Annotated in this window: 27 protein-coding genes and 1 tRNA gene; 10 read left to right on the top strand and 18 right to left on the bottom strand. The window is 60.6% G+C overall.

Annotation, left to right across the window (positions count from 1 at the left end; genetic code table 11):
• Window positions 1-106 precede the first annotated feature (106 nt).
• Window positions 107-646, top strand: coding sequence for a gamma-glutamylcyclotransferase (locus ACP7BS_RS15925; RefSeq protein WP_426238890.1), 540 nt, complete (start codon window positions 107-109; stop codon window positions 644-646).
• Here ACP7BS_RS15925 and ACP7BS_RS15920 read toward each other — a convergent pair.
• From ACP7BS_RS15920 to ftsE, 4 genes are all read right to left on the bottom strand, one after another.
• Window positions 643-1,437, bottom strand: a complete 795-nt coding sequence (locus tag ACP7BS_RS15920; protein ID WP_426238889.1) for a lysophospholipid acyltransferase family protein — start codon at window positions 1,435-1,437, stop codon at window positions 643-645. The two genes, ACP7BS_RS15925 and ACP7BS_RS15920, sit on opposite strands and share 4 nt — an antisense overlap.
• Before the next feature lie 92 nt (window positions 1,438-1,529).
• Window positions 1,530-2,225, bottom strand: a complete 696-nt coding sequence (locus ACP7BS_RS15915; protein ID WP_426238888.1) for a YdcF family protein — start codon at window positions 2,223-2,225, stop codon at window positions 1,530-1,532.
• Window positions 2,226-2,325: 100 nt separating this feature from the next.
• A complete protein-coding gene (locus ACP7BS_RS15910; RefSeq protein ID WP_426238887.1) occupies window positions 2,326-3,336 on the bottom strand; it encodes a cell division protein FtsX in 1,011 nt (336 codons plus the stop codon).
• Window positions 3,329-3,988: a cell division ATP-binding protein FtsE gene (gene ftsE / locus ACP7BS_RS15905; RefSeq protein ID WP_037100430.1), complete on the bottom strand. Its 660-nt coding sequence runs from the start codon at window positions 3,986-3,988 to the stop codon at window positions 3,329-3,331. The genes ACP7BS_RS15910 and ftsE overlap by 8 nt, the downstream gene beginning before the upstream one ends.
• Window positions 3,989-4,264: 276 nt before the next feature.
• Here ftsE and ACP7BS_RS15900 point away from each other — a divergent pair, with 276 nt between their 5' ends.
• The 3 genes from ACP7BS_RS15900 (at window position 4,265) to ACP7BS_RS15890 (ending at window position 6,063) form a co-directional block, all read left to right on the top strand.
• Entirely contained in the window at window positions 4,265-4,933 is a 669-nt protein-coding gene (locus tag ACP7BS_RS15900) for a hypothetical protein (protein ID WP_426238886.1), read from the top strand.
• A 67-nt stretch (window positions 4,934-5,000) separates the two neighbouring features.
• On the top strand, window positions 5,001-5,546 hold the full coding sequence (gene hpt, locus ACP7BS_RS15895; RefSeq protein ID WP_113315266.1) for a hypoxanthine phosphoribosyltransferase: 546 nt from the start codon (window positions 5,001-5,003) through the stop codon (window positions 5,544-5,546).
• Between the two features lie 157 nt (window positions 5,547-5,703).
• On the top strand, window positions 5,704-6,063 hold the full coding sequence (locus ACP7BS_RS15890; RefSeq protein WP_426238885.1) for a response regulator: 360 nt from the start codon (window positions 5,704-5,706) through the stop codon (window positions 6,061-6,063).
• Window positions 6,064-6,325: 262 nt separating this feature from the next.
• Here the strand turns inward: ACP7BS_RS15890 and ACP7BS_RS15885 are convergent, their stop codons facing one another.
• The 4 genes from ACP7BS_RS15885 to argH all read right to left on the bottom strand — a co-directional run bounded on the left by ACP7BS_RS15885 (window position 6,326) and on the right by argH (window position 12,073).
• Window positions 6,326-8,959, bottom strand: a complete 2,634-nt coding sequence (locus ACP7BS_RS15885) for a TIGR02302 family protein (protein ID WP_426238884.1) — start codon at window positions 8,957-8,959, stop codon at window positions 6,326-6,328.
• A gap of 140 nt (window positions 8,960-9,099) precedes the next feature.
• The gene (gene lysA, locus ACP7BS_RS15880; RefSeq protein ID WP_426238883.1) at window positions 9,100-10,368 is read right to left on the bottom strand and encodes a diaminopimelate decarboxylase; all 1,269 of its coding nucleotides are present in this window, start codon (window positions 10,366-10,368) and stop codon (window positions 9,100-9,102) included.
• Between the two features lie 12 nt (window positions 10,369-10,380).
• Entirely contained in the window at window positions 10,381-10,575 is a 195-nt protein-coding gene (gene lptM / locus ACP7BS_RS15875) for an LPS translocon maturation chaperone LptM (RefSeq protein WP_426229532.1), read from the bottom strand.
• Between the two features lie 94 nt (window positions 10,576-10,669).
• Window positions 10,670-12,073: an argininosuccinate lyase gene (gene argH / locus ACP7BS_RS15870; RefSeq protein ID WP_426238882.1), complete on the bottom strand. Its 1,404-nt coding sequence runs from the start codon at window positions 12,071-12,073 to the stop codon at window positions 10,670-10,672.
• Window positions 12,074-12,104: 31 nt separating this feature from the next.
• Between argH and tlpA the strand changes: the two genes are divergently transcribed.
• Entirely contained in the window at window positions 12,105-12,782 is a 678-nt protein-coding gene (gene tlpA, locus ACP7BS_RS15865) for a thiol:disulfide interchange protein TlpA (protein ID WP_426238881.1), read from the top strand.
• Window positions 12,783-13,032: 250 nt separating this feature from the next.
• Here tlpA and ACP7BS_RS15860 read toward each other — a convergent pair whose 3' ends face one another.
• The 7 genes from ACP7BS_RS15860 to ACP7BS_RS15830 all read right to left on the bottom strand — a co-directional run bounded on the left by ACP7BS_RS15860 (window position 13,033) and on the right by ACP7BS_RS15830 (window position 18,603).
• Entirely contained in the window at window positions 13,033-13,905 is an 873-nt protein-coding gene (locus tag ACP7BS_RS15860) for a 3-hydroxybutyryl-CoA dehydrogenase (RefSeq protein ID WP_318414004.1), read from the bottom strand.
• 228 nt (window positions 13,906-14,133) lie between these two features.
• On the bottom strand, window positions 14,134-15,063 hold the full coding sequence (locus ACP7BS_RS15855) for an electron transfer flavoprotein subunit alpha/FixB family protein (RefSeq protein ID WP_426229527.1): 930 nt from the start codon (window positions 15,061-15,063) through the stop codon (window positions 14,134-14,136).
• Between the two features lie 31 nt (window positions 15,064-15,094).
• On the bottom strand, window positions 15,095-15,844 hold the full coding sequence (locus tag ACP7BS_RS15850) for an electron transfer flavoprotein subunit beta/FixA family protein (protein WP_426238880.1): 750 nt from the start codon (window positions 15,842-15,844) through the stop codon (window positions 15,095-15,097).
• Window positions 15,845-16,131: 287 nt separating this feature from the next.
• On the bottom strand, window positions 16,132-16,926 hold the full coding sequence (locus tag ACP7BS_RS15845) for a rhomboid family intramembrane serine protease (RefSeq protein WP_426238879.1): 795 nt from the start codon (window positions 16,924-16,926) through the stop codon (window positions 16,132-16,134).
• Window positions 16,927-16,965: 39 nt separating this feature from the next.
• Window positions 16,966-17,544, bottom strand: coding sequence for a cob(I)yrinic acid a,c-diamide adenosyltransferase (locus ACP7BS_RS15840; RefSeq protein ID WP_426238878.1), 579 nt, complete (start codon window positions 17,542-17,544; stop codon window positions 16,966-16,968).
• 3 nt (window positions 17,545-17,547) lie between these two features.
• Window positions 17,548-17,745, bottom strand: a complete 198-nt coding sequence (locus ACP7BS_RS15835; protein WP_113246998.1) for a twin transmembrane helix small protein — start codon at window positions 17,743-17,745, stop codon at window positions 17,548-17,550.
• A gap of 24 nt (window positions 17,746-17,769) precedes the next feature.
• Entirely contained in the window at window positions 17,770-18,603 is an 834-nt protein-coding gene (locus ACP7BS_RS15830; RefSeq protein ID WP_426238877.1) for an SDR family oxidoreductase, read from the bottom strand.
• 93 nt (window positions 18,604-18,696) lie between these two features.
• Here ACP7BS_RS15830 and ACP7BS_RS15825 point away from each other — a divergent pair, with 93 nt between their 5' ends.
• Entirely contained in the window at window positions 18,697-19,629 is a 933-nt protein-coding gene (locus ACP7BS_RS15825) for a YihY/virulence factor BrkB family protein (RefSeq protein ID WP_426229521.1), read from the top strand.
• Here the strand turns inward: ACP7BS_RS15825 and gluQRS are convergent.
• Complete coding sequence (gluQRS, locus tag ACP7BS_RS15820; RefSeq protein ID WP_426238876.1) at window positions 19,624-20,511, bottom strand: tRNA glutamyl-Q(34) synthetase GluQRS; 888 nt, start codon at window positions 20,509-20,511, stop codon at window positions 19,624-19,626. The genes ACP7BS_RS15825 and gluQRS overlap by 6 nt on opposite strands.
• An 86-nt stretch (window positions 20,512-20,597) precedes the next feature.
• On the opposite strand from gluQRS, the gene ACP7BS_RS15815 reads away from it, so the two are divergent.
• Both ACP7BS_RS15815 and ACP7BS_RS15810 read left to right on the top strand, forming a co-directional pair.
• Entirely contained in the window at window positions 20,598-21,245 is a 648-nt protein-coding gene (locus ACP7BS_RS15815; protein ID WP_426238875.1) for a DNA-3-methyladenine glycosylase family protein, read from the top strand.
• A gap of 108 nt (window positions 21,246-21,353) precedes the next feature.
• Window positions 21,354-21,911, top strand: coding sequence for an HNH endonuclease (locus ACP7BS_RS15810; RefSeq protein ID WP_426131542.1), 558 nt, complete (start codon window positions 21,354-21,356; stop codon window positions 21,909-21,911).
• Between the two features lie 56 nt (window positions 21,912-21,967).
• Here the strand turns inward: ACP7BS_RS15810 and ACP7BS_RS15805 are convergent, their stop codons facing one another.
• Together ACP7BS_RS15805 and ACP7BS_RS15800 are read right to left on the bottom strand one after the other, a co-directional pair.
• Complete coding sequence (locus tag ACP7BS_RS15805) at window positions 21,968-22,477, bottom strand: disulfide bond formation protein B (protein ID WP_426238874.1); 510 nt, start codon at window positions 22,475-22,477, stop codon at window positions 21,968-21,970.
• A gap of 31 nt (window positions 22,478-22,508) precedes the next feature.
• On the bottom strand, window positions 22,509-23,096 hold the full coding sequence (locus tag ACP7BS_RS15800) for a YqaA family protein (protein WP_426229516.1): 588 nt from the start codon (window positions 23,094-23,096) through the stop codon (window positions 22,509-22,511).
• Window positions 23,097-23,273: 177 nt separating this feature from the next.
• Here ACP7BS_RS15800 and ACP7BS_RS15795 point away from each other — a divergent pair.
• Window positions 23,274-23,358, top strand: a tRNA-Leu gene (locus ACP7BS_RS15795).
• Between the two features lie 90 nt (window positions 23,359-23,448).
• Window positions 23,449-24,870 carry a tyrosine-type recombinase/integrase gene (locus ACP7BS_RS15790; protein ID WP_426238873.1) on the top strand — a complete coding sequence of 474 codons (1,422 nt, stop codon included), beginning with the start codon at window positions 23,449-23,451 and terminating at the stop codon, window positions 24,868-24,870.
• The last annotated feature ends 30 nt before the right edge of the window (window positions 24,871-24,900 follow it).

The following is a 24,900-nucleotide window of genomic DNA, read 5'->3' as shown; positions in this document are numbered from 1 at the left end:
CAGGAAATCGATTCCGATTGCCGGGCAGATGCGCTAGGAAAGCACCCGAGTGGTCTGTACGCCGCTCCTGGCCCCGTTTTGTGGCGCCGGGATGGCATGGATGTGAATGGCAGTGGATATGGACGATTTTTGGGTGTTTGGCTACGGTTCGCTGATGTGGAACCCAGGCTTTGCCTTCGAAGACAAGATGACGGCGCGGGCTTTCGGCTACCGGCGCTCGCTCTGCGTCCGCTCCTTCGTCCATCGGGGAACGCCGGAACGTCCCGGCCTCGTGCTTGGTCTCGACCATGGCGGCTCCTGTCGCGGCATGGCGTTCAAGGTGGCCTTGAGGGACAAGGACGACGTTATCGGCTACTTGCGTGAACGCGAACTGGTCACCCATGTCTATATCGAGCGTACGATGCCCATCCTGCTTGCCGACGGCCGCCGCGTCGCCGCGCTCACCTACACGATCGATCGAGCCCACGCGCAATATGCCGGAGCGCTGAGCGCCGCGGAGGCCGCTGCCACCGTCGCCGTGTCCCATGGAAAATCAGGGCCGAATACCGAGTATGTCATGAATACGCTCGCCCACCTGAAAGAGATGGGCATTCGCGATGATTGGCTGGAAGACGTGGCTGCAATCGTCGAAAGAACGAAATTTTAGGCTTGAGCCCCGAGCTCCTTGAGCTCTTTCAAACGCTGGACGACCGTCGGCGGCAGCGGCACATGCGGATTGTTCCTCACCGTCTCGGCCAGCAGCGCATCGCTGGCGCTTTCCATGACATCGACCAGCTTTTTCAGGAAGACGTCCGGGTCGAGCCCGGCCTCGATCGGCGGCAGGATCTGTACCTTGAAATGGCCGGGATAGCGCAGGAACTTCCGGCGCGGCCAGAACAGGCCCGGATGCATGACGACGGGGATCACCGGCATATTGAGATCGCGGTAGAGCCTTGCAATACCGTATTTGTATTCGGGGGGCGCACCGGGCGGACGGCGCGTGCCTTCCGGATAGATGATCAACTGCCGGCCGGTTGCCAGTTCATCCTTGGCACGCTGCATCACTGCCGCCATCACCTTGCCGCGTGCACCCCGATCGACCGGAACCATGCGCTGTTTCTGCACATACCAGCCAAACAGCGGGATCCAGACGAGTTCGCGCTTGAGGATGAAGAAGGGGTCCGCCAGCCACGGCAGCAAGGCGTAGACATCCCAGAACGACTGGTGCTTGGGCGCAAAGATGTAGCCGCCCTTGGGGATGTTCTCCAGGCCCTCGATCTCGAACGTCGTGCCGACCATCACCCGGAGCAGCCAATGATTGCTGCGCGCCCAGTTCTTCGGAACGAACCACGAGGTCTTGCGCGGCGCCAGGAAGTAGAACGGCGTCATCACGACCATCTGAAGGATCAGGTTGATGTAGAACACGATGTTGAACAGGACTGAACGCAGGATGATCATCGGGCAGGCTTTCGCAGCGAAAAGGTTAGCCCGCTGCCTACACCAATATTCCCGCAAGGAAAACAGCTGGATGGCCTGATCAAGCAGGATGTCTACCCGCTGCTGCCGCCAACCTTCGTTTCGGTGCGCAATCCGCTCGCCGGATGCGCGCCGAGCGCGTCGCGCGCAGAAGCGATCGTCAGCTTGAGATATTCCAGCAGGATCGTCTTCAGCACGATCGGATTGGCCAGCCAGTTGGTGCTCTTCAGATCGGAATTGACGACGGGATAGGCGATGAACTCGATTTCCGGATTGGCCCGGCGCAATTCGAGCAGGCTGCGCGGCATGTGGTAATTATTGGTGACGACCAGAATGCTGCGATAACCGTTGTCGCGGATCCAGTTGGCGGTCTCGTTGGCATTGCCGATCGTGTCGATCGCATCATGACCGATATCGACGCAGCATTTGAACAGATCAGCCGAACTCTGGGTGTTGCGGCGAATCTGGCCGCCGGTGGTGGAAGGGTGGACGCCGGAGATCAGCAGCCGTTTTCCCGCGCCGTTTTTTAACAGATCGACAGCCTGGTCGATCCGCTGGAAACCGCCGGTCAGCACAACGATGGCGTCCGCCTTGGGATTGGCAGGCGGCTGAAGAGAGGCAACGGAATCAGCAAAATAAAGAAAGCCGGCAGCGGCGGCGGCGGCAAACAGCAGAAGCACGTAAAATGTCAGCCGCACGATCCGGCGGCGCAGGCTTACGTGCCGCCGCACCAGCGTTCCCCTCTGCCGTGTTTCGCCGCTTTCGCTCATTGCCGTTCCGGCTGCTCCATCAGGCGCAGGAGTGATTCGAACTCCTCAATAGAGGCAGATTGCGGCAACGGATGGATGCAAGGCAACGCAATCATGACAATCAGGTCTGGTTTCCGTCGATGCGGGCCGGATCCGACCGGATCAGATCGATCTCGTAGATCGTCCGCATCACCGTGAAGCGGGCCGTCAGCGTCGTCAGGAGCGCGATGACGATCATGATGGCGGCAATGCCGAGATAGCCGGAATATCCGATGGAGAAACTGCCGAACATGGCGGTCGTCTGGTCGCTTTGCGGCGTGGCCAGCGAGCGCGATTGCCAGAAGCTCGCGACCGCAAAACACGCGGCAGCCAGAAGCCCGCCGGCACCGGCACCTTTCAGGCTGATCTTCAAAAAATGTTTCTGGAATTCCGAAGCGACGAAGCCAGCTTCGGCGCCGACGAAATGCAGCACCTCGACGATGTGACGGTTGCCGGAAAGCGTTCCGCGGGTGGCAAAAACCACGGTCAGCACCATGGCGGAAAACACCAGCACCAGCACGCCGGTGCCGATCAGCGCTGTGGTATGCGCCATCGCCACCAGCCGGTCGACCCAGGTGCGGTGATCGTCGAGATAGGCCTGGGGGATGGTTTCGGTCAACATCGTTCGCATGGCGGCGAAGTCGGGGGGGTTCTGCTCGTCGATGGTGATGATCACGAGGCGCGGCACCGGCAGGTCATCGAGATCAAGGCCCGCTCCCAGCCATGGCTCCAGCAGCCGGGCGGTCGCGGCCTTATCGACGATGGTGCCGTTGGTGGTGCCCTCAAAGGTGAGCGCCAGATCGCGCGCATCGGCCAGCGCCTTTTCCATGTCGAGGTTTTCGTCGGGCTTGATTTGGATGGTGATCTCGCGGGAAATCTGACTTTCCCAGCTTTGCGCCGTCGAGCGCACCATGCTGACGGCGCCGAGCGTCAGGCAGGCGAGGAAGGCCATGATGGCGATGACCAGCACCAGCGCATTGCCGGAGACGTTTCCCGGCGGCACGATCGGTGCTGTCGGGCGCACGCGTAGGGCCGCCTTGCGCTCCTTGGGCGCAGCAGGCTGGGAACGACTGGTGGCGGAGGCGTCACTCATAGATATCGAGCCGTCCCTGGGACAGGATCATGCGGCGCGCTTCCACCTGGTCCATCAGCGAGAGATCGTGCGTTGCGATAACGACAGCGGTGCCGAGCCGGTTGAGTTCGAGGAACAGGTTGAGCAGGCGCCGCGCCATCGGCGGATCGACATTGCCCGTCGGCTCGTCGGCCAGCAGGATTTCCGGCCGGTCGATCAGGGCGCGGGCGATTGCCGCACGCTGCTTTTCGCCCCCTGAAAGAACCGGTGGCAAAACGTTGATGCGCTCGCCGAGCCCGACCCAGCCAAGCAGTTCAAGAACATCGGAACGATAGGAGGACTCGTCCTTGCCGCGCACCCGCAGGGGCAGCGCGACATTCTCGTAGGTTGTCAGGTGATCAAGCAGCCGGAAGTCCTGGAAGACGATGCCGACACGGCGGCGCAGCATCGGAAACTCGTCGCGCGGAATGGTCGAGATGTTGCGGTCGAACATGCGGATCAGGCCGCGGGTCGGCTGCAGCGACAAGAACAGCAGCCGCAACAGCGTGGTCTTGCCGGCACCCGAAGGGCCGGTCAGGAACTGGAACGATTTCTTGGGAATGTCGAAGGTCAGGTCACGGAGAATTTCCGGGCCCATTCCATAGCGCAATCCGACATTTTCAAAATGAATCAACGGGTCAGTGTCCAGCTTCTCTTCAATCCAGCATGCCACGTCTTCGCGGCGGGTTGATGGCCTTTGTTGCAGCATATAGCGCAGCGTTCGCTGTTACAGCGCCAACATGGTTAAACAGTGGTTAAATTTGCGTGAAAACAGGCGGTTCGGTGCTGCCGTTTTCGAAGCGTTAACCATTTAGGTTTACGTCTCGAAAAGGTTTGTTTCAATGCCAGAATCTGGCCTGCCGATGCCTTTGCATCCTGGTGCGGCCAGTGTGGCTGCGAAGGAGAGACGATGACCGCTTTCCGTTCCAACGGTACGTCCAGCCGCATGGATTTCCTGCCGCCTGAACGGCGGGGGCGAGCCAGGGCCGCAGGGGGCATGCCGCATCGCGCCGATATCGTCGATGCCGAATTCGAGACTATCGCAGCGAACGTCCGGCGCACCGTCTATCCGGTCTTCAACGACAATCGGGCGCGCACGGCTGTTCCGCCTGCGCTGAGCCCAGGCCGTGTTGCATCGGTGTTCGGATGGGCGGTAAACCATTTCGAGCGCCTACTCCAGACCGCGTCCCCCAAGGCGTTTGCGGTCCTTGTGACGTGCCTATGCGCTCCGGTCTTCGTCTTGTTTGCCAGCATGCCCCAGTATCAGCCTGCCGTTGCCACTGTACCGGCCTTGTCGATCAGCGACGTCACCACGTCGCTGAATGATGCCAATGGCATGAAGATCCTTTCGGTCTACGGCGCGGTGCAAAATCACTCCGAGGTGCCCAAGGTCGTTCCGGTGATCCTGGTTGATGTGATTGCCAACGGTCACCGGCGCACAGCCACCCGGATCGAGCAGGGCCAGCCGGCTCTTGGCCCCGGAGAGAGCCGTCCATTCTCCACGCGTCTCTTACACACAGGTGGAAAACTGCCCAGTGTCGGCGTTTCCTTCGGTCAGCCGGGTGATTCGGCGCCCTGACTGTGCTAAGCGGCTAGCTTCCGGAGGCATGAAACGCAGTCTCCATTATCGTTCTGGAGACTATCCCATGCCCGTCGTCCGTGGAAAAAATATCGATCCGCTCTATACCGCCGAGGTGATTGCGGCGCGCAACGTCGAAATGGCCGAGCAAATCGTCAAGGGACCGATCAACGACCTTTTGGTCATTGCCGTGCTCAAAGGCTCCTTCATCTTCGCTGCCGACCTGATCCGTGCGATGCACACGGTCGGTCTTGCGCCGGAAGTCGAGTTCATCACGCTGTCGAGCTACGGCACCGGCACCGTGTCGCAGGGCGTCAAGATCATCAAGGACATTGACAGCGACGTGCACGGCCGCGACGTTCTCTTGATCGACGACATCCTGGAATCCGGCCGGACCCTGCGCTTTGCCAAGGAACTGATGCTGGAGCGGGGCGCAAAGTCGGTGACGATCGCCGTTCTGCTCGACAAGAAGGTCAAGCGCCAGACCGATCTCGAAGCGGATTATGTCGGCTTCGAATGTCCCGATTATTTCGTCGTCGGCTACGGCATGGATGTCGCCTATGCCTTCCGCGAACTGCCCTTCGTCGGCATCGTCACCGGTGACGCCGAATAGTCATCCGGCTGTGGAAAGCCTTTGATCTGGCCATCCGCGTTTACGGAAAACAAACAAAACTCTGGTGGTGTTGAGCCCGCAGCCTGTGCTGCGGGTCAGGGACTGGATGCCTTCAAGCAAACGTCCCGGCAGAGCTGTTGCCGAAACGGAGGCCATGATGGCGAAAATCCTGATTACCGAAGATGAGGACGGCCTGCGCCGTTTCGTTGCCCGTGCCCTGCAGCTGGATGGTCATGAGACCGTCGAGGCAGCCGATGGCGCCGAGGGACTGGCCTGCCTTCACGTCGAAAACTTCGATCTGCTGCTGTCCGATATCCGCATGCCGGTGATGGACGGCATCGAGCTTGCCCATCAGGCATCGGCCGCCTTTCCGGCCCTGAAAATCCTGTTGATGACCGGCTATGCCGAACAGCGCGAACGCGCCGACAACCTGACCGGCAAGGTCATCGATGTCGTGTCGAAGCCGTTCACACTGCCGGATATCCGCAAAGCGGTGGCTGTGGCATTGGCTGCTTGAGTGTATTTCAGAGAATATTTTCGCTGGGAAACGCACCCCCCTCTGTCACTCCGTGACATCTCCCCCTCAAGGGGGGAGATTGGCCGCTTACTTTCTGCGCCCCTGACTGACGATATTTCCGAGGGAAAAGATTGATTGCCCTCTGAGGGAAAAGACTGATCTCCCCCCTTGAGGGGGAGATGTCACGGAGTGACAGAGGGGGAAAGGCTCGGCATATGCCGTCAATGCCTTTACGCTACAAGCCGTCGATCCTGATAATGCCTCACCTTATATCCAGCAACCGTTCCAGATACTGCCGCTCGGTCTCCGGCGATGCGTTCGTACCAAGACGCCGGCGGATTTCGTCGAGGATTTCTCGGGCGCGCTGGGTGTCGATCTCGTCCGGAACCTTCACCTGATCGCCGAAGTCCGGGCCGGCATTCTGTTGGCGGCGGCCAAGCGGGTCGCGGCCGTTCTGGCCGTATTGCGGCACCCCCTGACCTTGCCCTGGGCCCTGACCCTGGCTTTGCATCTGCTGCATCATGTCCTGTGCACCGTCACGCAGCGCCTGTAGCGCCCGGCCCTGGCTGCCGACGGCCTGTTCGCCCTGACCGTTGCCAAGTGCGCCTGAAGCGCCTTTCATCTCGCGCCCGGCCTCGCCAAAACCCTTGCCGGGCTTGATGCCCATGCCTTCAAGGCCCTTCTGCAATTCGCCGAGCTGCTTGCCGAGCTGGTCCTGCTGGGCCTGCATGTCCTTCAGCGCCTGCTTCAGCTCCTCCGCCGTCATGTTGTCGAGCGGGCCGGGCTGCTGGGCCTCTTCATTTTGCGGCTGGCCGGGCTGTGGCGGCATGTCCTGACCAAACAGTTCCTGATCCTCGCCCTCCAGCGGATCGCCACGCTGCATGCGGTCGCGCATGGCCTGGTCGAACTTGAACGTTTCATCCATCAGCCGCTGCTGCTCTTGCATCAGCTGGCCGAGCTTATCCATCTGCTTGCGCATCTCGCTGTTCTCCTGGCCCTGCTGCTGCTGTTGCGGCCGGCCGGCCTGGAGATTGTTCATCATGCGCTGCATTTCCGACAGCATCTGGCGCGCCTGATCCTTGGCGCCGGATTTGGCGAGGTTCTCGATCTGGTTCATCATCTTTTCCAGATCCTGCTGACGCAGAACGTTGTTCTGGTTCGGATTGGCCGCCACCTGCGGGTTCTTTGCCGCCTGCTTGGCCAGCGCCTCCATGTAATCCTTCATGGCATCGCGCAATTCCTGCATCAGCTTGGTGATTTCCTCGTCGGAAGCACCTTTTTCCAATGCCTCTGACAGCTTCTGCTGCGCATCGCGCAGCCGCTTGTCGGCCAGCGCCATGTCGCCACCTTCGATGCCCAGCGCGATATCCCAGAGATAGCCCGCCGCATCGCGCAGCATGTCGTCGTTGCGCGAAAGCGCCATGCGGGTGCGGGCCGATTGCAGCAGGAGGAAATGTGTCAGGTTCGGGATCGTCTCATCCGGCCGCACCGACAGTGCGTCATTGAGTTCAATCGCACGTGGCAAGTCATTGGCATTGAGCGCAAACACCTGGCGCTGTTCGGCGACGGCACCGGCCAGGGGCTCGAAGAAGGGGCGGGCGGGCAGGATCATCTCCTGCGGCACGCTGCGGCCTTCCTGACCGGCCGCATCCTTTGCAACCAGCGTCACGCGAACGCGCTTTCCCGACAGCGGATGTTCGCTGAGATTGCGGCTGGTCAGCCCCTTGGCCTCGCGTGCATTGCGCTTGGGCAGGTCGAGGCGGTATTCGGGGAGCGGATAAAGCGGCCGCGCGTCAGTGGCCTGCTTGTCCAGAGGGACGATCTCGGCCCAGGCATCTTGAATGCCGTAGTCGTCCTTGGCTGCAAAACCAATTTCGAGCGCAGCGTTGACCGTGGTGCGCGGTATTCCGTCGAAGGCGATATCCGGAACGCTGTCCGGGATCACCGTGAAGGCCCATTGTTCACCACCAACGGAGAGCGAACCGTCCTTGGTGATTTTCAGCACATGCGTGTCACTGCCGGGCGTTGCCGGATCGGCAGAAGCTGCTTCGGCCGGCGCTTTCCCGTCCTTGCCGGGCTTTGCAGCTCGTGCCGCGATAACCAGCGGCTGGGCCGCGCCGTTTTCCAGATAAGTGACCGCTGTGTCCTCACCGCCGCTGGTGATGCGCACGGTCAGTTCGCTGAACTGCGGGATGCGCAGCGTTTCAGTGCTATCGGTGGGCTGTGCCGTGCCCTGCCGGCCGGTCAGGAAAACCGGCGCGCGGCCGGTATAGGCCGGTGGGGTCACCCAGGCGTCGATGCGGACATCCGGGGTGGCGGCGATCTGCTGCGGCGGGTGGAAAGCATCGGAAATCAGGCCCGCGCGGTTTGAATAGGAATAGGCAAAGGCAACGCAGGCAAGCAGCACCGGAACGGCGCGCAGGCCGTAGCTGTCGGTGCGGGCAATGTCGGGTTTCGGCAGGCCGGCTTCCAGTGTGCCGATCATCCGCGCCATGCGCGTCTGGTGTTCCTGCCATAGCGCCTGGCCGAAGGCGCCGCTGGTGGCGGGTTGATCGTCCTGGACCCGGATAGCCTGATGCGGCAGGGCGTTGCGCTCCTCCAGCATCCGGTCGGCTTCGGTATCGCCGGGAATGCGGATGCGCAGCAGCGGGATCAGAAAGACGATGAAGGCAGCGGCAGAGGCAACAAGGGTGGCCACATGCAGCCAGCCGGGGACGGCGCGGAAGAAGCCGAACCATGCGGCGGAGAGAAACAGCAGAACGATGGCAATGAGCGGCAGGGCGCGGGGTGCTGCCTGTTCGGCGATAAGAACGATGCGCGCAAGCGTCCGCTTGACGGCGAGACTTCTCATAAAGCCTGCCGTCGCCGTCGAGCCATCCCGCCGGATTTCCGTCATCCGTTCCCTTTCAACGTTTGAAACGTGCCGTGAAGGATAACACTCTTTGTGGCGAAGACGAGGGCGACAACGCAATCGTGATCGATTTCGCCGCCTGCAGAGGTTCTATCAACAGCGGCAGATCGGCCGCTGGCCTCCAATCAATCGAGCCAGTCGGGAACCGAGTCGAGGCCGATCAGGTCTTCATAGGTCGTGCGCGGCCGAATCACATGGAAGCGATCGCCCTTGACCAGCACTTCAGGCACCAGCAGGCGGCTATTATAGGTGCCTGCCTGCACCGCGCCATAGGCGCCGGCTGTGCCGATCGAGATCAGGTCTCCGGGCTTTGGCATGGCCATTTCGCGGTCGAGCGCCAGGTAGTCGCCGGTCTCGCAGACAGGGCCGACGATATCGGCCTTGATGCGCGGCGCGTTGGCGGCCGATATGCGTACCGGCTGGATCTCGTGATAGGCCTCATAGAGCGTCGGGCGGATCAGGTCGTTCATGGCGCCATCGACGATGACGAAGGTTTTCGAGCCGCCGTCCTTCACATAGATGACTTCCGTGACCATGATCCCGGCATTGCCGACGATCAGCCGGCCTGGCTCCATGATGATCTTGCAGCCGAGTTCGCGCAGCTGGTCCTTGACGATCGTGGCATAGGCATCGGGCAGTGGTGGCGGGTTATTGTCCGTCTTGTAGGGAACGCCAAGGCCGCCGCCGACATCGACATGAGCGATGCTGTGGCCGTCGGCACGCAGCGTGTCGACCAGTTCGCGCAGCAGCTTGAAGGCATCGGCGAAGGGCTGCAGCTCGGTGATCTGGCTGCCGATATGCATGTCGATGCCAGTGACCTGAATGCCGGGCAAGGTCGCGGCATGGGCATAAACAGCGCGGGCGCGTTCATAGGCGATGCCGAACTTGTTTTCTTTTTTGCCGGTCGAAATCTTGGCATGGGTCTTGGCGTCGACATCCGGGTTGATGCGGAAGGAGACATGCGCCTTCTTGCCTTCGCGCACGGCCCGCGCATTGAGCACTTCCAGTTCCGGCTCGGATTCGACGTTGAAGCAGTAGATGCCGGCGTCCAGAGCCAGGTCCATTTCGGCGGCGGTCTTGCCGACGCCGGAAAACATGATGCGGTTGGCGGGAATGCCGGCCGCCAGGGCCCGGCGCAGTTCGCCGCCCGACACCACGTCGACACCGGCGCCCAGACGCCCAAGCGTCTTCAGCACCGCCTGGTTGGAATTCGCCTTCATCGCATAGCAGACCATCGCGTCGATGTCGGAAAACGCTTTGGAAAAGACCGAATAGTGCCGTTCCAGCGTGGCGGTGGAGTAGCAATAAAAGGGAGTGCCCACCGCCTTGGCGATGTCGATGACGGAGACGTCTTCCGCAAACAGAATGCCGTCACGATATTCGAAATGGTTCACGAGTGTGCTCTGTTACAGGAGGGGATCAAGGAGGAAGGGCTTGCCCTGCGCTTCGTCCTGTTTTTCGGGGCTGCCGGGTGCCGCTTTCGTATTGATCGGCGCGCTTGAGCCGGGACGATCGAGGTCGCCCTTGCGGCCGCAACCGGTCAGCGTCAGGCCTGTAATGGCAAGGGCTGCAAGCAAAATGGTGGTGTTTCGTGACAGCATCGATGGTTCCCGGTCCGGGCAATCAGCCCTTCTGCGCAAATTCGTCAAAACTCATATCGGCTTTTCAGGGCATTGTGCACCCTGAATCTTATGCTCAATTGCGGCTGCGCCACCAGGCGATCTGCTTGCGCACTTCGCTCGGAGCCGTGCCGCCGAAGGATGTGCGGCTGGCAACCGACGCTTCGACGGTCAGCACGCCGAATACCTTGTCGGTGATATCCGGATGGATCGCCTGCAGGTCTTCAAGAGAAAGTTCGGCCAGTTCGCAGGCCTTCTGCTCGGCCAGTGCCACGGCGCGTCCGGTGACGTGGTGGGCGTCGCGGAAGGGCAGGCCTGCCTCGCGCACCAGCCAGTCGGCAAGGTCGGTCGCGGTAGAGTAACCGGAACCGGCTGCGGCCTTCATCCGGTCCACCCGGATCGTCATGTCGCGAACCATGCCGGTCATTGCGGCAATCGCCAGCTCCAGGCTCTCGGCCGAATCGAACACCTGTTCCTTGTCTTCCTGCATGTCCTTGGAATAGGCGAGCGGCAGGCCCTTCATGACGGTTAGAAGCGCGATCAGCGAGCCGTTGATACGGCCGGTCTTGGCGCGCACCAGTTCGGCAGCGTCCGGGTTCTTCTTCTGCGGCATGATCGAGGAGCCGGTGGAAAAGGCATCGGACAGGCGCACGAAGCCGAATTGCGGCGTCGACCAGATGACGATCTCTTCGGCCAGCCGCGACAGGTGCACGGCGCAGATCGAGGCGATCGAAAGGAATTCCAGCGCGAAGTCACGGTCGGAGACCGTATCGATCGAATTGCGGGTCGGTTCGCGGAAACCGAGCGCCTTGGCGGTCATATGGCGATCGATCGGAAAGCCGGTGCCGGCAAGGGCGGCAGCCCCGATCGGGCTCTCGTCCATATGCTCAATGGCGTGACGCACCCGCTGCCGGTCGCGGCCGAACATTTCGACATAGGCCATGCAATGATGGCCGAAGGTGACGGGCTGGGCCGTCTGGAGATGGGTAAAGCCGGGCATGACGGTTTCTGCATGCTCTTCGGCGCGGTCGAGGAAGGCAGCAATCAGGCCTGTCAGCATGCTTTCGCACTTCTGCAGCTCTTCCTTCACCCACAGGCGGAAATCGAGCGCCACCTGGTCGTTGCGCGAGCGGGCGGTGTGCAGGCGACCGGCCGCCGGGCCGATCAGGGCCGCAAGCCGCGCTTCGACGTTCATGTGGATGTCTTCGAGCTGGCGGGAAAATTCGAACTGGCCGCTTTCGATCTCTGACAGGATCGTGTCGAGACCGTGAACGATCTTGTCTTTATCCGCTGCCGAAATGATGCCTTGATGGGCCAGCATGGTGGCATGCGCCATTGAGCCGCGGATATCCTGGGCGAAAAGCTTCTTGTCGAAGCCGATCGAGGCATTTATCTCCTCCATGATCGCCGCCGGTCCCTGAGCAAAGCGACCGCCCCACATCTGGTTGGAGCTTTTGGTTTCAGAAGTGCCGTCAGCCATGAAGAACGCCCGCCCTGGAGAATGACCCGTTTTGGAAAATGAAGTAAACGACAGACAAAAACGCTTTCCGCCTGCCAGACTGGTGATGATCGCTGCCCTCGGAGGGCTGATCGCCGGTGCGGCTGCGGTATACGTCAGGGAAAGCGGGTCTGGCAATGGTGTGGCGGTGGAAACCGCCGGTGCCAAGACCTGCGAAGCGGCGAAAGACAAGGTCGCGGCCATCACGCCGTTCCTCAAAGGCCAGGTCGCCGCCATGGCTCCGGTCAGCGAACCCCGGCAACTGTCGGGCCTGAACTTCAAGGGCAAGGACGGCAAGGATCTGACGCTTGCCGATTTCGGCGGCAAGACCGTCCTCCTCAATCTCTGGGCGACATGGTGCGTACCCTGCCGCGAAGAGATGCCGGCATTGAACGCGCTGCAGAAAGCGGCGGGCAGCGACAAATTCGAAGTCGTCGCCGTCAACATCGACATCGGCTATGATGAAAAGCCGACGGCATTCCTGAACGAGACCGGTGTGCACGAGCTTGGCTACTACCGCGATGCGTCGATGGGCATTTTCAACGCTTTGAAAAAGGAAGGCCTTGCGTTCGGCCTTCCCGTAACGCTGCTGATGGATGACAAGGGCTGCCTGATCTCGTCGATGAACGGGCCTGCCGCGTGGGACAGCGACGATGCCAAGGCATTGGTGAAGGCCGCTACCTCGGGCTGATGGAGCGCAGAGCGGTCGGGAGTGGTCTACGACAAGGGCTTCGACGACAGCCAGACTTCGGGGTAGATGGCAACTGCGGTTTCGTCGGGCGCCTTGTCAGTGGCGAGCCAGATCGATTGCACGGACCGCGCCTCCGCGCCGGTTTTTGCTCGCTGCTGCCATCAGCTTGGGATAAAAGCTGCGAATTTCTTCCAAACTGGCGCGATCGCTCAAGAGCGTTCTCCTCAGCTATCAAAAGTGGAACGGGTATTTACCGTGTCGGAACAGGTACTTCGCCACGATAGTCATAGAAACCACGGCCGGATTTTCGGCCGAGCCAGCCGGCTTCCACATATTTCACCAGCAGCGGGCAGGGGCGGTATTTCGAATCCGCCAGGCCATCATGCAGCACCTGCATGATCGACAGGCACGTGTCGAGCCCGATGAAATCGGCGAGCTGCAGCGGACCCATCGGGTGGTTGGCGCCGAGCTTCATCGCCGTATCGATGGCATCGACACTGCCGACGCCTTCGTACAGCGTATAGATCGCCTCGTTGATCATCGGCAACAGGATGCGGTTGACGATGAAGGCCGGAAAATCTTCGGCAACGGTGATCGTCTTGTCGAGCGTGGCGACGAATTGCTTGGCGGTTGCGAACGTGCCTTCCTCAGTGGCAATGCCACGCACCAGCTCGACCAGCTTCATCACCGGCACGGGGTTCATGAAATGGATGCCCATGAAGCGTTCCGGCCGGTCGGTCGCGGATGCGAGCCGCGTGATCGACAAGGACGATGTATTGGTGGCGAGAATGGCGTCGGCCTTCAGAACTGGACAGATCTGGCCGTAGATCTTGCGCTTGACGCTTTCGTCTTCCGTGGCGGCCTCGATCACCAGGTCCATCGGCGACAGATCATTGACGTCGGCGGAGCCCTTGATAAGCGACAGCGCCTTCTTGCGCTCCTCGTCGGTCAATTTGCCGGAGGAAACCTGACGTGCCATGTTGCCGTTGATGGTTGCAAGGCCGGCTTCAACGCGGTCGGCCGAAATGTCGTAGATATGCACCTTGTAGCCGGCCGAAGCCGATACCTGGGCGATGCCGCAGCCCATTTGTCCAGCGCCAACAATTCCGACATTCTTGATCATCGAACCGATTTTCCATCATCCATACGAAAGGGCGATCGCGCTTCCGTTCGTGCAAAAAGCAAAGCGCCCAGAAAGGCTGGGTATTGTCATGTCAGTGATAAAGGCATCGCGCCCACTTTTCCAGCCTTTATTCACGGCGCAAGCCATTGTCGGTTAAGTAAACACATTGCTTCTAAAACGAAAACGGCCGCGCAGAGGTGCGCGGCCGCATATGTCTTTCTTTAAGGCTCAGAGTGCTTTTTCAAGCTCCGGCAGGATCGTGAAGAGATCGCCGACGAGGCCGTAGTCGGCGACCTGGAAGATCGGGGCTTCCTCGTCCTTGTTGATGGCGACGATGACTTTCGAATCCTTCATGCCGGCCAGATGCTGGATGGCACCGGAAATGCCGACGGCGATATAGAGCTGCGGCGCAACCACCTTGCCGGTCTGGCCGACCTGCCAGTCGTTCGGGGCATAGCCCGCATCGACCGCAGCACGGCTTGCACCGACGGCAGCACCGAGCTTGTCGGCCACCGGCAGGATGACTTCCTGGAACTTTTCCGCAGACCCGAGTGCACGGCCGCCGGAAATGATGATCTTCGCCGATGTCAGCTCCGGACGGTCCGACGAGGATAGCGCGTCCTTGACGAAGGTCGAAAGGCCCGGATTGGCCGCTGCCGAAATGGTCTCGACCGAAGCCGAGCCGCCGTCGGCAGCCGAGGCGAAGGAGGCCGTCCGCACGGTGATGACTTTTTTGGCCTCGCCCGACTGCACCGTCTGGATGGCGTTGCCGGCATAGATCGGCCGCTTGAACGTATCGGCCGAGACGACTTCGGTGATTTCGGAGATCTGGGCGATGTCGAGCAAGGCCGCGACGCGCGGCATCACGTTTTTGCCGGTCGAGGTGGCGGCCGAGATGATGGTGTCGTAGGATCCGGCGAGCGAAACGATCAGGGCTGCCAAGGGTTCAGCCAGATTGTTGGCAAGGTCGTCGCTTTCGGCGAGCAAGACCTTGGACACGCCGGTGAGTTTTGCGGCAGCATCGGCTGCAGCCTTGGCGCCGTTGCCTGCCACCAGCACATGCACGTCGCCGCCGATTTTCGATGCCGCCGTCAGCGTCTTGGCGGTCTGGTCGGAAAGCGTTGCGTTGTCGTGGTCAGCCAGAAGAAGAATGGCCATGGTGTTAGTCTCCTTTTCTTTTCTGGACGTGTTAGAGAACGCCGGCTTCGTTTTTCAGCTTGTCGACGAGTTCGGCGACGGTCTTGACCTTGATGCCGGCCTTGCGGCCCGAGGGCTCCTCGGTCTTCAGAACCTTCAGGCGCGGGCTCGTATCGACGCCGAAATCGGCTGGCGACTTCTTGTCGAGCGGCTTCTTCTTGGCTTTCATGATGTTCGGCAGCGAAGCATAGCGCGGCTCGTTCAAACGCAGGTCGGTGGTAACAACGGCTGGCAGCTTGATCTCGATGGTCTGCAACCCGCCATCGACTTCGCGCGTCACTTGCGCCTTGCCGTCGCCAAGCTCGATCTTCGAGGCGAACGTGCCCTGCGCCCAGCCGAGCAAGGCCGACAACATCTGGCCGGTCTGGTTCGAATCATCGTCGATCGCCTGTTTGCCGACGATGATCAGGCCGGGCTGTTCGGCTTCCGCGACACCCTTGATGATCTTGGCGACGGCGAGCGGCTCGACTTGGTCGTCGGTCTCGACCAGGATCGCCCGGTCGGCACCCATGGCAAGCGCCGTGCGCAAGGTTTCCTCGGCCTTCGCGGGACCAACCGAAACGACGACCACTTCCTCAACCTTGCCGGCTTCCTTCAGCCGCAAAGCTTCCTCGACCGAAATCTCGTCGAACGGGTTCATCGACATCTTCACATTGGCAAGCTCGACGCCCGATCCATCCGGCTTGACCCGGATCTTCACGTTGTAATCGACGACACGCTTGACGGTGACCAGAACTTTCATGATGTCCTTCCTTACGAAACGTTTGCGAGAAAATGCGCTTTAACGCAGCGGCCTGATTGTCGGTTGGCGACATCGATACGCGTTTTTTCTCCAATTACAATCTTTGCCCATTGCTCCCTCGCAAGATTGCCATCGGAAAAATACTGACGTTTACGTGCGCGTCAATGCTAAATCGGATGAACGCAATCGTCTTAGGCCAAGCCTTGGTGTCCAGCCATTATGGTCGAGCCATTAATGCACTGATATCAATAGGCTATCACAGAAGTTATGCCAGTGTTGGGCCAAAGTCAGGTGGGCCGGCCCCAAGGCGTCGGTTTCTTGATCGTCTCCGCAGCAGCAGGCCGTGCCTCTACCGTTGCTGCTTCAACATGCCGCACGGCACGCGGTGTAACGATAGTGCGGTCGAACAAGGGGACGTCGCGGCGTCGCAAAATGACCACCAGGATCAATCCGGCAATGATGCCGCCGACATGGGCACCCCACGACACGTCGCCCTCGGGGTCGATGAGCACCATGAAAAACTGCTGGCCGATCCAGAAGGCCAGCGGAATGAAGGCGGGCAGCGGCAGCGGAATGCGGAACAGCACCAGCACCCAGACACGCACCTTCGGATGCAGCAGGAAATAGGCAGCGATGACGCCGGAAATGGCGCCCGATGCGCCGATCAGCGGCGCTTGCGATTCCGTGTTGATCAGCCCATGCGTCAAAGCGCCGGCGGCCGCGCAGAGAAGATAGAAGATCAGGAAGCGGAAATGCCCCAGCGCATCCTCGACATTGTCGCCGAATACCCAAAGAAACAGCATGTTGCCAGCCAGATGCCAGAAGTCGCCATGCAGGAAGGAATAGGTGAGGTAGGTTGCATCATCGGGAACCAGCACCAGGTTCGGCGCCAGATGCGCATAATCGAAAGCGATGGCCGGAATATAACCCAGACCCATCGTCGCGGCATTGGTGAAGTCTTCCGGGACCAGTAGCGGCCCGGTGATCAGCCAGACGAGTATGTTGATGACGATCAGGCCGATCGTGACATACTGGACCTTGATATGCTTGAGGGAATTCGCGTCGTGCAGCGGTATGAACATAGGCGCGTTGATTCCTCGAAGCGGCGATGAGCGTCAAGCTTACCTGTTTTTTCCGGGAACCCAAAGCACATCCGATTGTCCTTTGCCGTTGCTCCAGCGGGCGGCGACGAAGAGGAAATCGGACAGACGGTTGACATAGGCCAGCGCCTCGTTGCTGACGATTTCGCCATCCGTCCGGGCGAGCTCCACCATCAGCCGCTCCGCCCGCCGCGCCACGGTGCGGGCAATGTGCAACGTGGCTGCAGCACCGCTGCCACCGGGCAGCACGAACGAACGCAGCGGCTCGAGATCGGCGTTCAGCGCGTCGATCTCGACCTCAAGCCGTGCCACCTGCGCGGCAATGATCCGCAGCGGCTCATAGGCGAGCGTCTCGCCGGTATCGGGCGTCGAAAGGTCGGCGCCGAGGTCGAACAGGTCGTTCTGGATGCGCATCAGCATCGCATCGAGAGCTGCGAGTTCCTGCGTATGCTGGCGTGCCAGCCCGATGCAGGAGTTCGCCTCGTCGATCGTGCCATAGGCCTCGACGCGCAGGTCGCTCTTCAGGCGGCGCGGGCCGGTGGCCAGCCCCGTCGTGCCGTCGTCGCCGGTCTTGGTGTAGATCTTGTTGAGCTTCACCATATGTCAGCGTCCGCCGCCGGTGATCCACAGCGTCAGCATGATCAAAACGATCGCTACCGCCTGCAGAAACACGCGGGCCTGCATCAGCTTGTTGGATGTATTGCCGTCACCGCCTTTTGCCATGTGCAAGAGGCCGCGGACGAGAACGATGGCGACAAGGCCCATGACGAGCAGTGTCAAACCGGTGAGAAAACTATGCATGTGACTTAACCCTTGCCTTTCAGCTCAGCCGAGGCGGCCGATGAAACGATAAAACAGCCCGGCCGGAAGCAGTTTCTTCAAAAGCGCACCGTGTTTGGCCGGCTGCGTCACGATGTAATGCGGCTTCGGCTTCTTCGCGGTCAATGCGCGTTTCAGCGCAGTATACACCGCATCGGGCTCAAGCTTGCCTCTTGCCGGGCCGCTCTCGCCCTTCAGCCGCTTTAGCTGCCGTTCGTATTCCACAGCGTGCACCGAGCCCTTGAGGTCGATGAAGCGTTCGATATTGATGAGCGCATTGGCGGTGAAGCGCGAGGTGATTGGCCCGGGCTCGATCAGGCTCACTTCGATGCCGCTGCCTTCAAGCTCCATGCGCATGGTGAGCGTCAGCCCTTCCAGGGCGAATTTCGAAGCGTTATACGCGCCCCGCCATTTATAGGGAACAATGCCGAGGATGGATGAGCACTGCACGATCCGTCCGTGGCCCTGTGCCCGCATCGCCGGGATGACCCGCCGGGTCAGGTCGTGCCAGCCAATGACATTGGTCTCCATCTGTAGCCGCAGCGCTTCCACCGGCAGGTCTTCGACGGCGCCCGCCTGGCCGTAGGCACCGTTGTTGAACAGCGCGTCCAGCCTGCCGCCGGTGCGGGCAAATACGTCGTCGATAAGTTTGGATATGGTGTCCGGTTTGGTATAGTCCATCAGGAAGGCTTCGATGCCGTCGTTTTCGAGCGCGGCCAGATCTTCCACTTTCCGGACGGTGGCGAACACCCGCCAGCCATCTTTCAAGAGGGCGCGCGCGCACCAGGCACCGATACCCGTGGAGCAGCCGGTGACGATTATCGAGGGACGGTCGGTCATAATGGGTTGTTTCCTGTAGAAATTGTCGCCCGGTTTCCCATATTCATGAACGGGTTACAATCGGGGGAGCATGATGAGACAATTGGAGAGAGAATGCCGGCCTTCATTCGCATAGCCTGGAAGGTCGTCTTCGATGCCGTCTGGCATTTCAGCGAAGACGACGGCTGGGCCATGGCAAGCCATGTGGCGCTCTCCACTCTCCTGGCGATTTTTCCGTTCCTGATCTTCGGCACGGCGCTCGGCAGTTTTCTCGGCGCCGATCAATTCGCCACGACGGCGGTGCATTTCATCTTCGATACCTGGCCGGAATCGATCGCCAAGCCGATTTCCGATGAAGTCGTGCGCGTGTTGACCATTCCGCGGGGGGGATTGCTCACCGTGTCGGTTCTGGCGGCAGCCTATTTCGCCTCCAACGGCGTCGAAGCGTTGCGGGTATCGCTTAACCGCGCCTACCGGGTGGCCGAAAGCCGGCCCTGGTACAAGACGCGGGTCGCCAGCCTCGCCTTCGTCCTTGCCGGGGTGCTGGTCCTGGCCATCGTCAGCCTGCTTCTTGTCGCAGTGCCGCTCGCCATCCGCTATGCCGGAACTTATCTGCCCTGGTTCAACGGCCTCCTGACCATGATCGACAGCTGGAGCCTTGCCGGCGTCTTCGTCATGCTGACCACCGGCCTCATCGTCAGCCATCTCTGGCTGCCGGACGGGCGCCGCAAGATCATGGATGTCCTGCCGGGCATCATTCTGACGCTCATCGCCTGGTCGATCGGCGCCTATGTTTTCGCCTCCTACCTCGCCACCTTCGCCAATTACGTTTCGACTTATGCTGGTCTCGCCTCGATCATGATCGCACTGGTCTTTCTCTATATCGTCGGCGTCATCTTCATCATCGGTGCCGAGATCAACGCGGCTATCATGAAATACAAGGTCAAACGCATGGTGATCCGCCACATCATGGGGCCGCGGGAAGACGAGGTTAAGGCAGAGCTGGCAGCCCGGGAGACCGAGGTCCCCCAGGAAAAAGTCCTATAGCACCATCGCCCGTACATCGCCGGGGGTCTTGCCGGCTTCGCGGAACGCGGAAATGCCGGTGTCGCGATTGCTCTTCGACAGCTTGCGGCCGTCGGGGCCAAGCATCAGCCGGTGATGATGGTAGGCCGGTTGAGGAAGGTCAAGCAGGCTTTGCAGCAGCCGGTGCACCGATGTGGCATGGAAGAGATCGTTGCCCCGCACCACATGGCTGACACCCTGAAGCGCATCATCGACCGTCACCGCCAGATGATAGCTGGACGGCGCATCGGAGCGTGACAGCACGACATCGCCCCAGGCAGCCGGGTCGGCCGTGATCACGCCGGTGGCACCATCCGGGCCGCTGCCGGTCTCCTGCCATGTCAGCGGCTCCTTCAGCTCGACCAGCGCCTTGGCCATGTCAAGCCGCCAGGCATGCGGCTTGCCACCGGCGAGCAAACGCTGCCGGGCATCGGCGGAAAGCTTGCGTTCCTCGCCGGGGTAGAGCGGTGCTCCGTCGGGATCGCGCGGCCAGCTTTTGCCCTTCGCCTCGAACTCGCCAACGGTGGTCTTGATCGCCCCCCGCGTCAAAAATGCCGGGTAGACCAGGTCGCGGTCGATCAGCGTGCCGAGCGCCTGCCGGTAGAGGTCCAGATGCTCCGATTGCCGCCGCACCGGTTTTTCCCAGTCGAGCCCCAGCCATTCGAGATCGGCGACAATTCCGGCCTCGAACGCCGGCGTCGAGCGGGCAATGTCGATATCCTCGATCCGCAGCAGGAAACGTCCGCGCTCGGCTTTTGCCATGTCGTGGTTGAGAATGGCCGACAGCGCGTGCCCAAGATGAAGCTGGCCGTTGGGGCTTGGCGCAAAGCGGAAGACCGGTTGTTTTGAAGCTGTTTTGTTCATATTTACGTCTTGGCACGGAAGCGCGCATCCGGCCATGCGTTTTGTCCGTCCGCAAGCAGATGCCGACGGGGGCTGGAGGATTAAAAATGCGGATCATCCGCACGCATGAGGATATCAATGCCGGCCTCAGCGGGCTGGTCATGCTCGATGCGCGGCTGGAGCATGTCGTGTCGAAGGCCGGCCCGGTGCCGCTGCGCCGCACGGATCCCGGCTATCGCGGCATCGCCAACATCATCGTCTCGCAAATGGTTTCCAAAGCCAGCGCCGCCGCGATCTGGAACCGCATGGAAACGGCGCTCGGCGCTATCGATGCGGCCACCGTCACGGCCATGTCCGATGAGGATTGCCGGCTGGTCGGCCTGTCGCGTGCCAAGGCCGACACTTTGCGCCGGGTCGCCGCTGCGGTGCTGGCGGGCGAACTCGATCTGGAGGCGATCTGTTCGATCGAGGGCAGTGCTGCGATCCGCGAAATGACGGCGATAAAGGGGGTGGGCCGCTGGACGGCGGAGGTCTATCTGCTGTTCTGCGCCGGTCATCCCGATGTGTTCCCGGTCGGTGACGTGGCGCTGCAAAATGCCGTCGGCCATGCGCTGATGCTGGAGATGCGCCCCTCGGTGCGCGAGCTTGATATGCTGACCGAACTCTGGGCGCCATGGCGCAGTGTCGCGGCGCGTCTGTTCTGGGCCTATTATGCCACTGAAATGCGCCGGGATGGCACGCCGGCCACTCCGTAAGACAAAAAGCGAATCTTTTGTTTCCTTTTTCCTTTTGGCTTCACAATCCTGACGCAACGGGCCTAATATAGAAGGTGCAGGTGCCGAATCGAGCAGGAGTATACTGGCTTGACGATTGCAGTCTCACCACACGGCCTCCCAGCGCTCGTGCTGAACGCTGACTATAGGCCGCTGAGTTATTACCCCTTGTCGCTGTGGTCCTGGCAGGACGCGATCAAGGCGGTTTTTCTAGACCGTGTGCATATCCTGGCCGAATACGATCATCAGGTCTCTTCTCCCAGCTTTTCCATGCGCCTGCCGAGTGTCGTCTGCCTGAAAAGCTATGTGCAGCCGTCCCGCCATCCGGCCTTCACCCGGTTCAACGTGTTCCTGCGTGACCGGTTCGAGTGCCAGTATTGCGGATCGCCGGATGATCTGACCTTCGACCACGTGATCCCACGCTGCTGCGGCGGCCAGACAACTTGGGAAAATGTCGTCGCCGCCTGTTCGCCCTGCAATCTGCGCAAGGGCGGCAAGATGCCGCGCCTGGCGGGGATGTTCCCGCACCAGAAGCCGTTCCACCCGACGGTGCAGGACCTGCACAACAATGGCCGGCTGTTCCCGCCCAACCATCTGCACGACAGCTGGATGGACTATCTCTACTGGGATGTCGAACTGCAGCCTTGATGGCTTCGGCCGGATATGTGTGAAGACGGCGGCTGCGCTTGCAGCCGCGTCGATGTTTATGCCTTGGCGGCACCGCGCAGCGCAATGGCCGCCAGGATCAGGCTGGCGATGACGTTCCATCCGGCAAAGGAAAGACCGAGCACGCGCAGGGACGCATCCGTGCAGGATGGGCCATGTTTACTGTCGAGGTCGCCGAGCAGGTCGCCGACATTGCCGGACACGCCGGATGCCGATGTTGCGCAGGTCGCCGGGCCCTCCCAGAAATGCCATTCGACGCCAGCGTGATAGACGCCGGTTCCTGCACCCACCAGCATCAGGATGCCGACGACCACGAGCAGCGCGCGGGTCGTCCAGACGGGTAACTTGAGAACCGAAGTGGCAATCGCGACCAGGCCGATCGGAATGCCCCAGTAATAGGGCGTGCGCTGCAAAAGGCAGAGCGCGCAGGGAATGTAGCCACCGATATGCTCGAAGGCGAGCGCGCCGCCGACGGTGGCTGTCATGCCGAGTGTGGCGAGCGCGGACGGCAGAAGGCCGCGGGGGGACTGGGTCTGGCTGTCGCTCACGGCGGGCTCCATAGGGGTGTCAGGCGGAATGTCAGGCAAGGAAACGGTAGGCAGCGAACATGGCGATCAGCACGCCGGCGGCGGCTGCGGCCAAAAGACCGAGGCGCTTTTCGATGAAATCGCGGATTTCCTCGCCGTAGCGCTGCAAGAGCCAAGCCAACAGGAAGAAACGGGCACCACGGGCGACGATTGCCGAGACGATGAACAGGCCGAGATTGATGTTGGCGGCACCGGACAGAATGGTCACCACTTTGATCGGCGGCAGATGCGCCAGGCCGGATGTCACCAGAAGAAGCACCAGCGTCTCGTAACCGACCGAAGCCTTCATCGCCTCGAAGGCGTCGAGCTTGCCGTAGAAATGCAGGATCGGCTTGGCCAGTGCCTCAAAGGCGTAGTGGCCGATATACCAGCCGGCAATGCCGCCGAGCACGGAAGCGATCGTCGCCACCAGCGCATAACGATAGGCACGCTCCGGCCGGGCCAGCGCCATCGGCAGGAAAAGAACGTCGGCAGGAACAAGGAAAACGGAACTTTCGACGAAAGCGATGATGGCCAGCCACGCTTCGGCGGATTTCCGGGCGGCGAGCGACATTGTCCAGTCGTAAAGGCGTCGAAGCATCAAGCATTTCCAGTTTCGGTTCCCGCCTTTTAGGCAGGATTGGCGATGCTGTAAATGATTTGCTGCGGTTGCGAATTGCACAGTTTTGTGATTCCTGCCCGCCGATCTTCAAAATCCCGGTTGACCGTTCCGAAACGGTTCGTGTAAACGCTTTTTGCTACCCCGAAAGGTATCCGTGCCCCGTTGGCGGAATTGGTAGACGCGCCTGACTCAAAATCAGGTTCCGAGAGGAGTGCTGGTTCGATTCCGGCACGGGGCACCATTTATCGGTGGTATTAACCAGATAAATCAATGGCTTCAATGCTTTAGGCCTCTCCTTTGGTACATTCTATGGTACAGGGAGAGTACATTCGTGGGTCTCGTTTTGTTTTATGCGCAAGAGGTGAAGTCGGGGTGGCGCTATCGCCGCGTTGTTCCAAAGCTACTCAAGCCGCTCGTCGGTAAGAAAGAATTTATCAAGGCGCTTGGTAAGACCCGAGCCGAAGCTTTGAGCGCTTACCCGCAGGTTCACGCAGAGGTCGAAGGTGTCATCCACAAAGCTGAGCGGGTTCTCGCTGAGCAGACCGACCCGAAGGATTTGCCGATACTGACGAAGCTCGATCTTTACCTTGAGGGCATCGCCAAGGTTCGGCGCATGGGTTTCGATCCTCATGACGCGACAGTTGATCCAGACGATCCCGAGAGCGTCATGGAGGACAATGCGCGAACTTCTGTGGCCGACGTGATCCTTGATGACTACCCGAAAGACCCGGCATCCGGTGACCCCGTAGGCGTTACAAGGCTGGATGAATTTGTTGTGCGAGCGCTCAACGGTGGCGCACCTCCGGCACCCGAGCCGACACTGGAAGATGCCAAGAAGCTCTACATTGCCGAGAGGGTTACAGGAACCGAGACGGAGATCAAGAAGAAGGTCCAGCGCCTTGACCGCATCACTGGGTATATCGAAGCTGCATTGGGTCGCCCTCCGACGATCCCACAATTTAGCCGCTCTGACGCAAAGCTGGTGCGCGATCATATGCTTTCCGGCACACTCAAGCCGTCTTCCGTGAAGCGTGACCTCAATGTCGTAAAGGCGATGTTCAACCACATCATCACGGAAATGCAGCTGGCTGGGTGCATGAACCCGTTCGCCAAGCTGCCCATTGCTGGTCTCAATGAAGACCCCGAGGACGAACTCCGCGACCCGCTGCCCGACGATATCCTCCAGTCTATCAGGCGCCTGATCCTCAATAGCGCCAATGACGACCTTCAGACTATCTGGCGTCTTCTGGAGGGAACCGGTTGCCGCTTGGCTGAGGTGACCGGGCTGCGGGTTGAGGACATCGTTCTTGACGATGCATATCCGCACCTGCTGGTGACATGGCACGAGGGACGCAGGATAAAGAACGGCGCTTCCAAGCGGGAGGTCCCGTTGGTGGTTGATGCCTTGGAAGCGGCTAAAGAAGCGGTCGCAGCAGCAGGGGAACGAAAGATGCTCTTCGGTCGGTACGGAAAAGAGAGTGGCCCAACGAACGCTTCCGCCTCACTCATGAAGTATGTGCGCAAGGTAACTGCGGACGCGGCCCATGCTGTCCATTCGCTGCGCCACAATATGAAAGACAGGCTTATCTTGGCCGAGGTTGGCGATACGGAGCAGAACCTTATTCTTGGTCACTCCCTTGGTGGCGTCGGAAACCGATACTACGGAGGCGACCGGGCAAAGCTCAGAGCCATCACCAAGTCGATGAAGCGGGCATTCGGTGTGGAAGAGGTCATCGCAGCGACCGAGGCTTGATAATCAAGACGAAACCATAGGTTCTGAGAA

Source organism: Pararhizobium sp. DWP1-1-3, from assembly GCF_049896125.1.
Classification (GTDB): Bacteria; Pseudomonadota; Alphaproteobacteria; order Rhizobiales; family Rhizobiaceae; genus Pararhizobium.
Note: the sequence above shows the minus strand (reverse complement) of the source record. Positions and strands in the feature narration are given on the sequence as shown.

Coding starts and splice junctions, on each gene's coding strand:
- ACP7BS_RS15925 (WP_426238890.1), top strand. CDS start 107: ATGGCAGTGGATATGGACGATTTTTGGGTGTTTGGCTACGGTTCGCTG.
- ACP7BS_RS15845 (WP_426238879.1), bottom strand. CDS start 16,926: ATGTTCATACCGCTGCACGACGCGAATTCCCTCAAGCATATCAAGGTC.
- ACP7BS_RS15920 (WP_426238889.1), bottom strand. CDS start 1,437: ATGATCATCCTGCGTTCAGTCCTGTTCAACATCGTGTTCTACATCAAC.
- ACP7BS_RS15830 (WP_426238877.1), bottom strand. CDS start 18,603: ATGACCGACCGTCCCTCGATAATCGTCACCGGCTGCTCCACGGGTATC.
- ACP7BS_RS15910 (WP_426238887.1), bottom strand. CDS start 3,336: ATGAGTGACGCCTCCGCCACCAGTCGTTCCCAGCCTGCTGCGCCCAAG.
- ACP7BS_RS15835 (WP_113246998.1), bottom strand. CDS start 17,745: ATGCATAGTTTTCTCACCGGTTTGACACTGCTCGTCATGGGCCTTGTC.
- ACP7BS_RS15860 (WP_318414004.1), bottom strand. CDS start 13,905: ATGATCAAGAATGTCGGAATTGTTGGCGCTGGACAAATGGGCTGCGGC.
- argH (WP_426238882.1), bottom strand. CDS start 12,073: ATGGCTGACGGCACTTCTGAAACCAAAAGCTCCAACCAGATGTGGGGC.
- ACP7BS_RS15850 (WP_426238880.1), bottom strand. CDS start 15,844: ATGAAAGTTCTGGTCACCGTCAAGCGTGTCGTCGATTACAACGTGAAG.
- ACP7BS_RS15825 (WP_426229521.1), top strand. CDS start 18,697: ATGCCGGCCTTCATTCGCATAGCCTGGAAGGTCGTCTTCGATGCCGTC.
- ACP7BS_RS15855 (WP_426229527.1), bottom strand. CDS start 15,063: ATGGCCATTCTTCTTCTGGCTGACCACGACAACGCAACGCTTTCCGAC.
- ACP7BS_RS15885 (WP_426238884.1), bottom strand. CDS start 8,959: ATGACGGAAATCCGGCGGGATGGCTCGACGGCGACGGCAGGCTTTATG.
- ACP7BS_RS15800 (WP_426229516.1), bottom strand. CDS start 23,096: ATGCTTCGACGCCTTTACGACTGGACAATGTCGCTCGCCGCCCGGAAA.
- hpt (WP_113315266.1), top strand. CDS start 5,001: ATGCCCGTCGTCCGTGGAAAAAATATCGATCCGCTCTATACCGCCGAG.
- ACP7BS_RS15900 (WP_426238886.1), top strand. CDS start 4,265: ATGACCGCTTTCCGTTCCAACGGTACGTCCAGCCGCATGGATTTCCTG.
- gluQRS (WP_426238876.1), bottom strand. CDS start 20,511: ATGAACAAAACAGCTTCAAAACAACCGGTCTTCCGCTTTGCGCCAAGC.
- ACP7BS_RS15840 (WP_426238878.1), bottom strand. CDS start 17,544: ATGGTGAAGCTCAACAAGATCTACACCAAGACCGGCGACGACGGCACG.
- ACP7BS_RS15890 (WP_426238885.1), top strand. CDS start 5,704: ATGGCGAAAATCCTGATTACCGAAGATGAGGACGGCCTGCGCCGTTTC.
- lptM (WP_426229532.1), bottom strand. CDS start 10,575: ATGCTGTCACGAAACACCACCATTTTGCTTGCAGCCCTTGCCATTACA.
- ACP7BS_RS15815 (WP_426238875.1), top strand. CDS start 20,598: ATGCGGATCATCCGCACGCATGAGGATATCAATGCCGGCCTCAGCGGG.
- ACP7BS_RS15915 (WP_426238888.1), bottom strand. CDS start 2,225: ATGAGCGAAAGCGGCGAAACACGGCAGAGGGGAACGCTGGTGCGGCGG.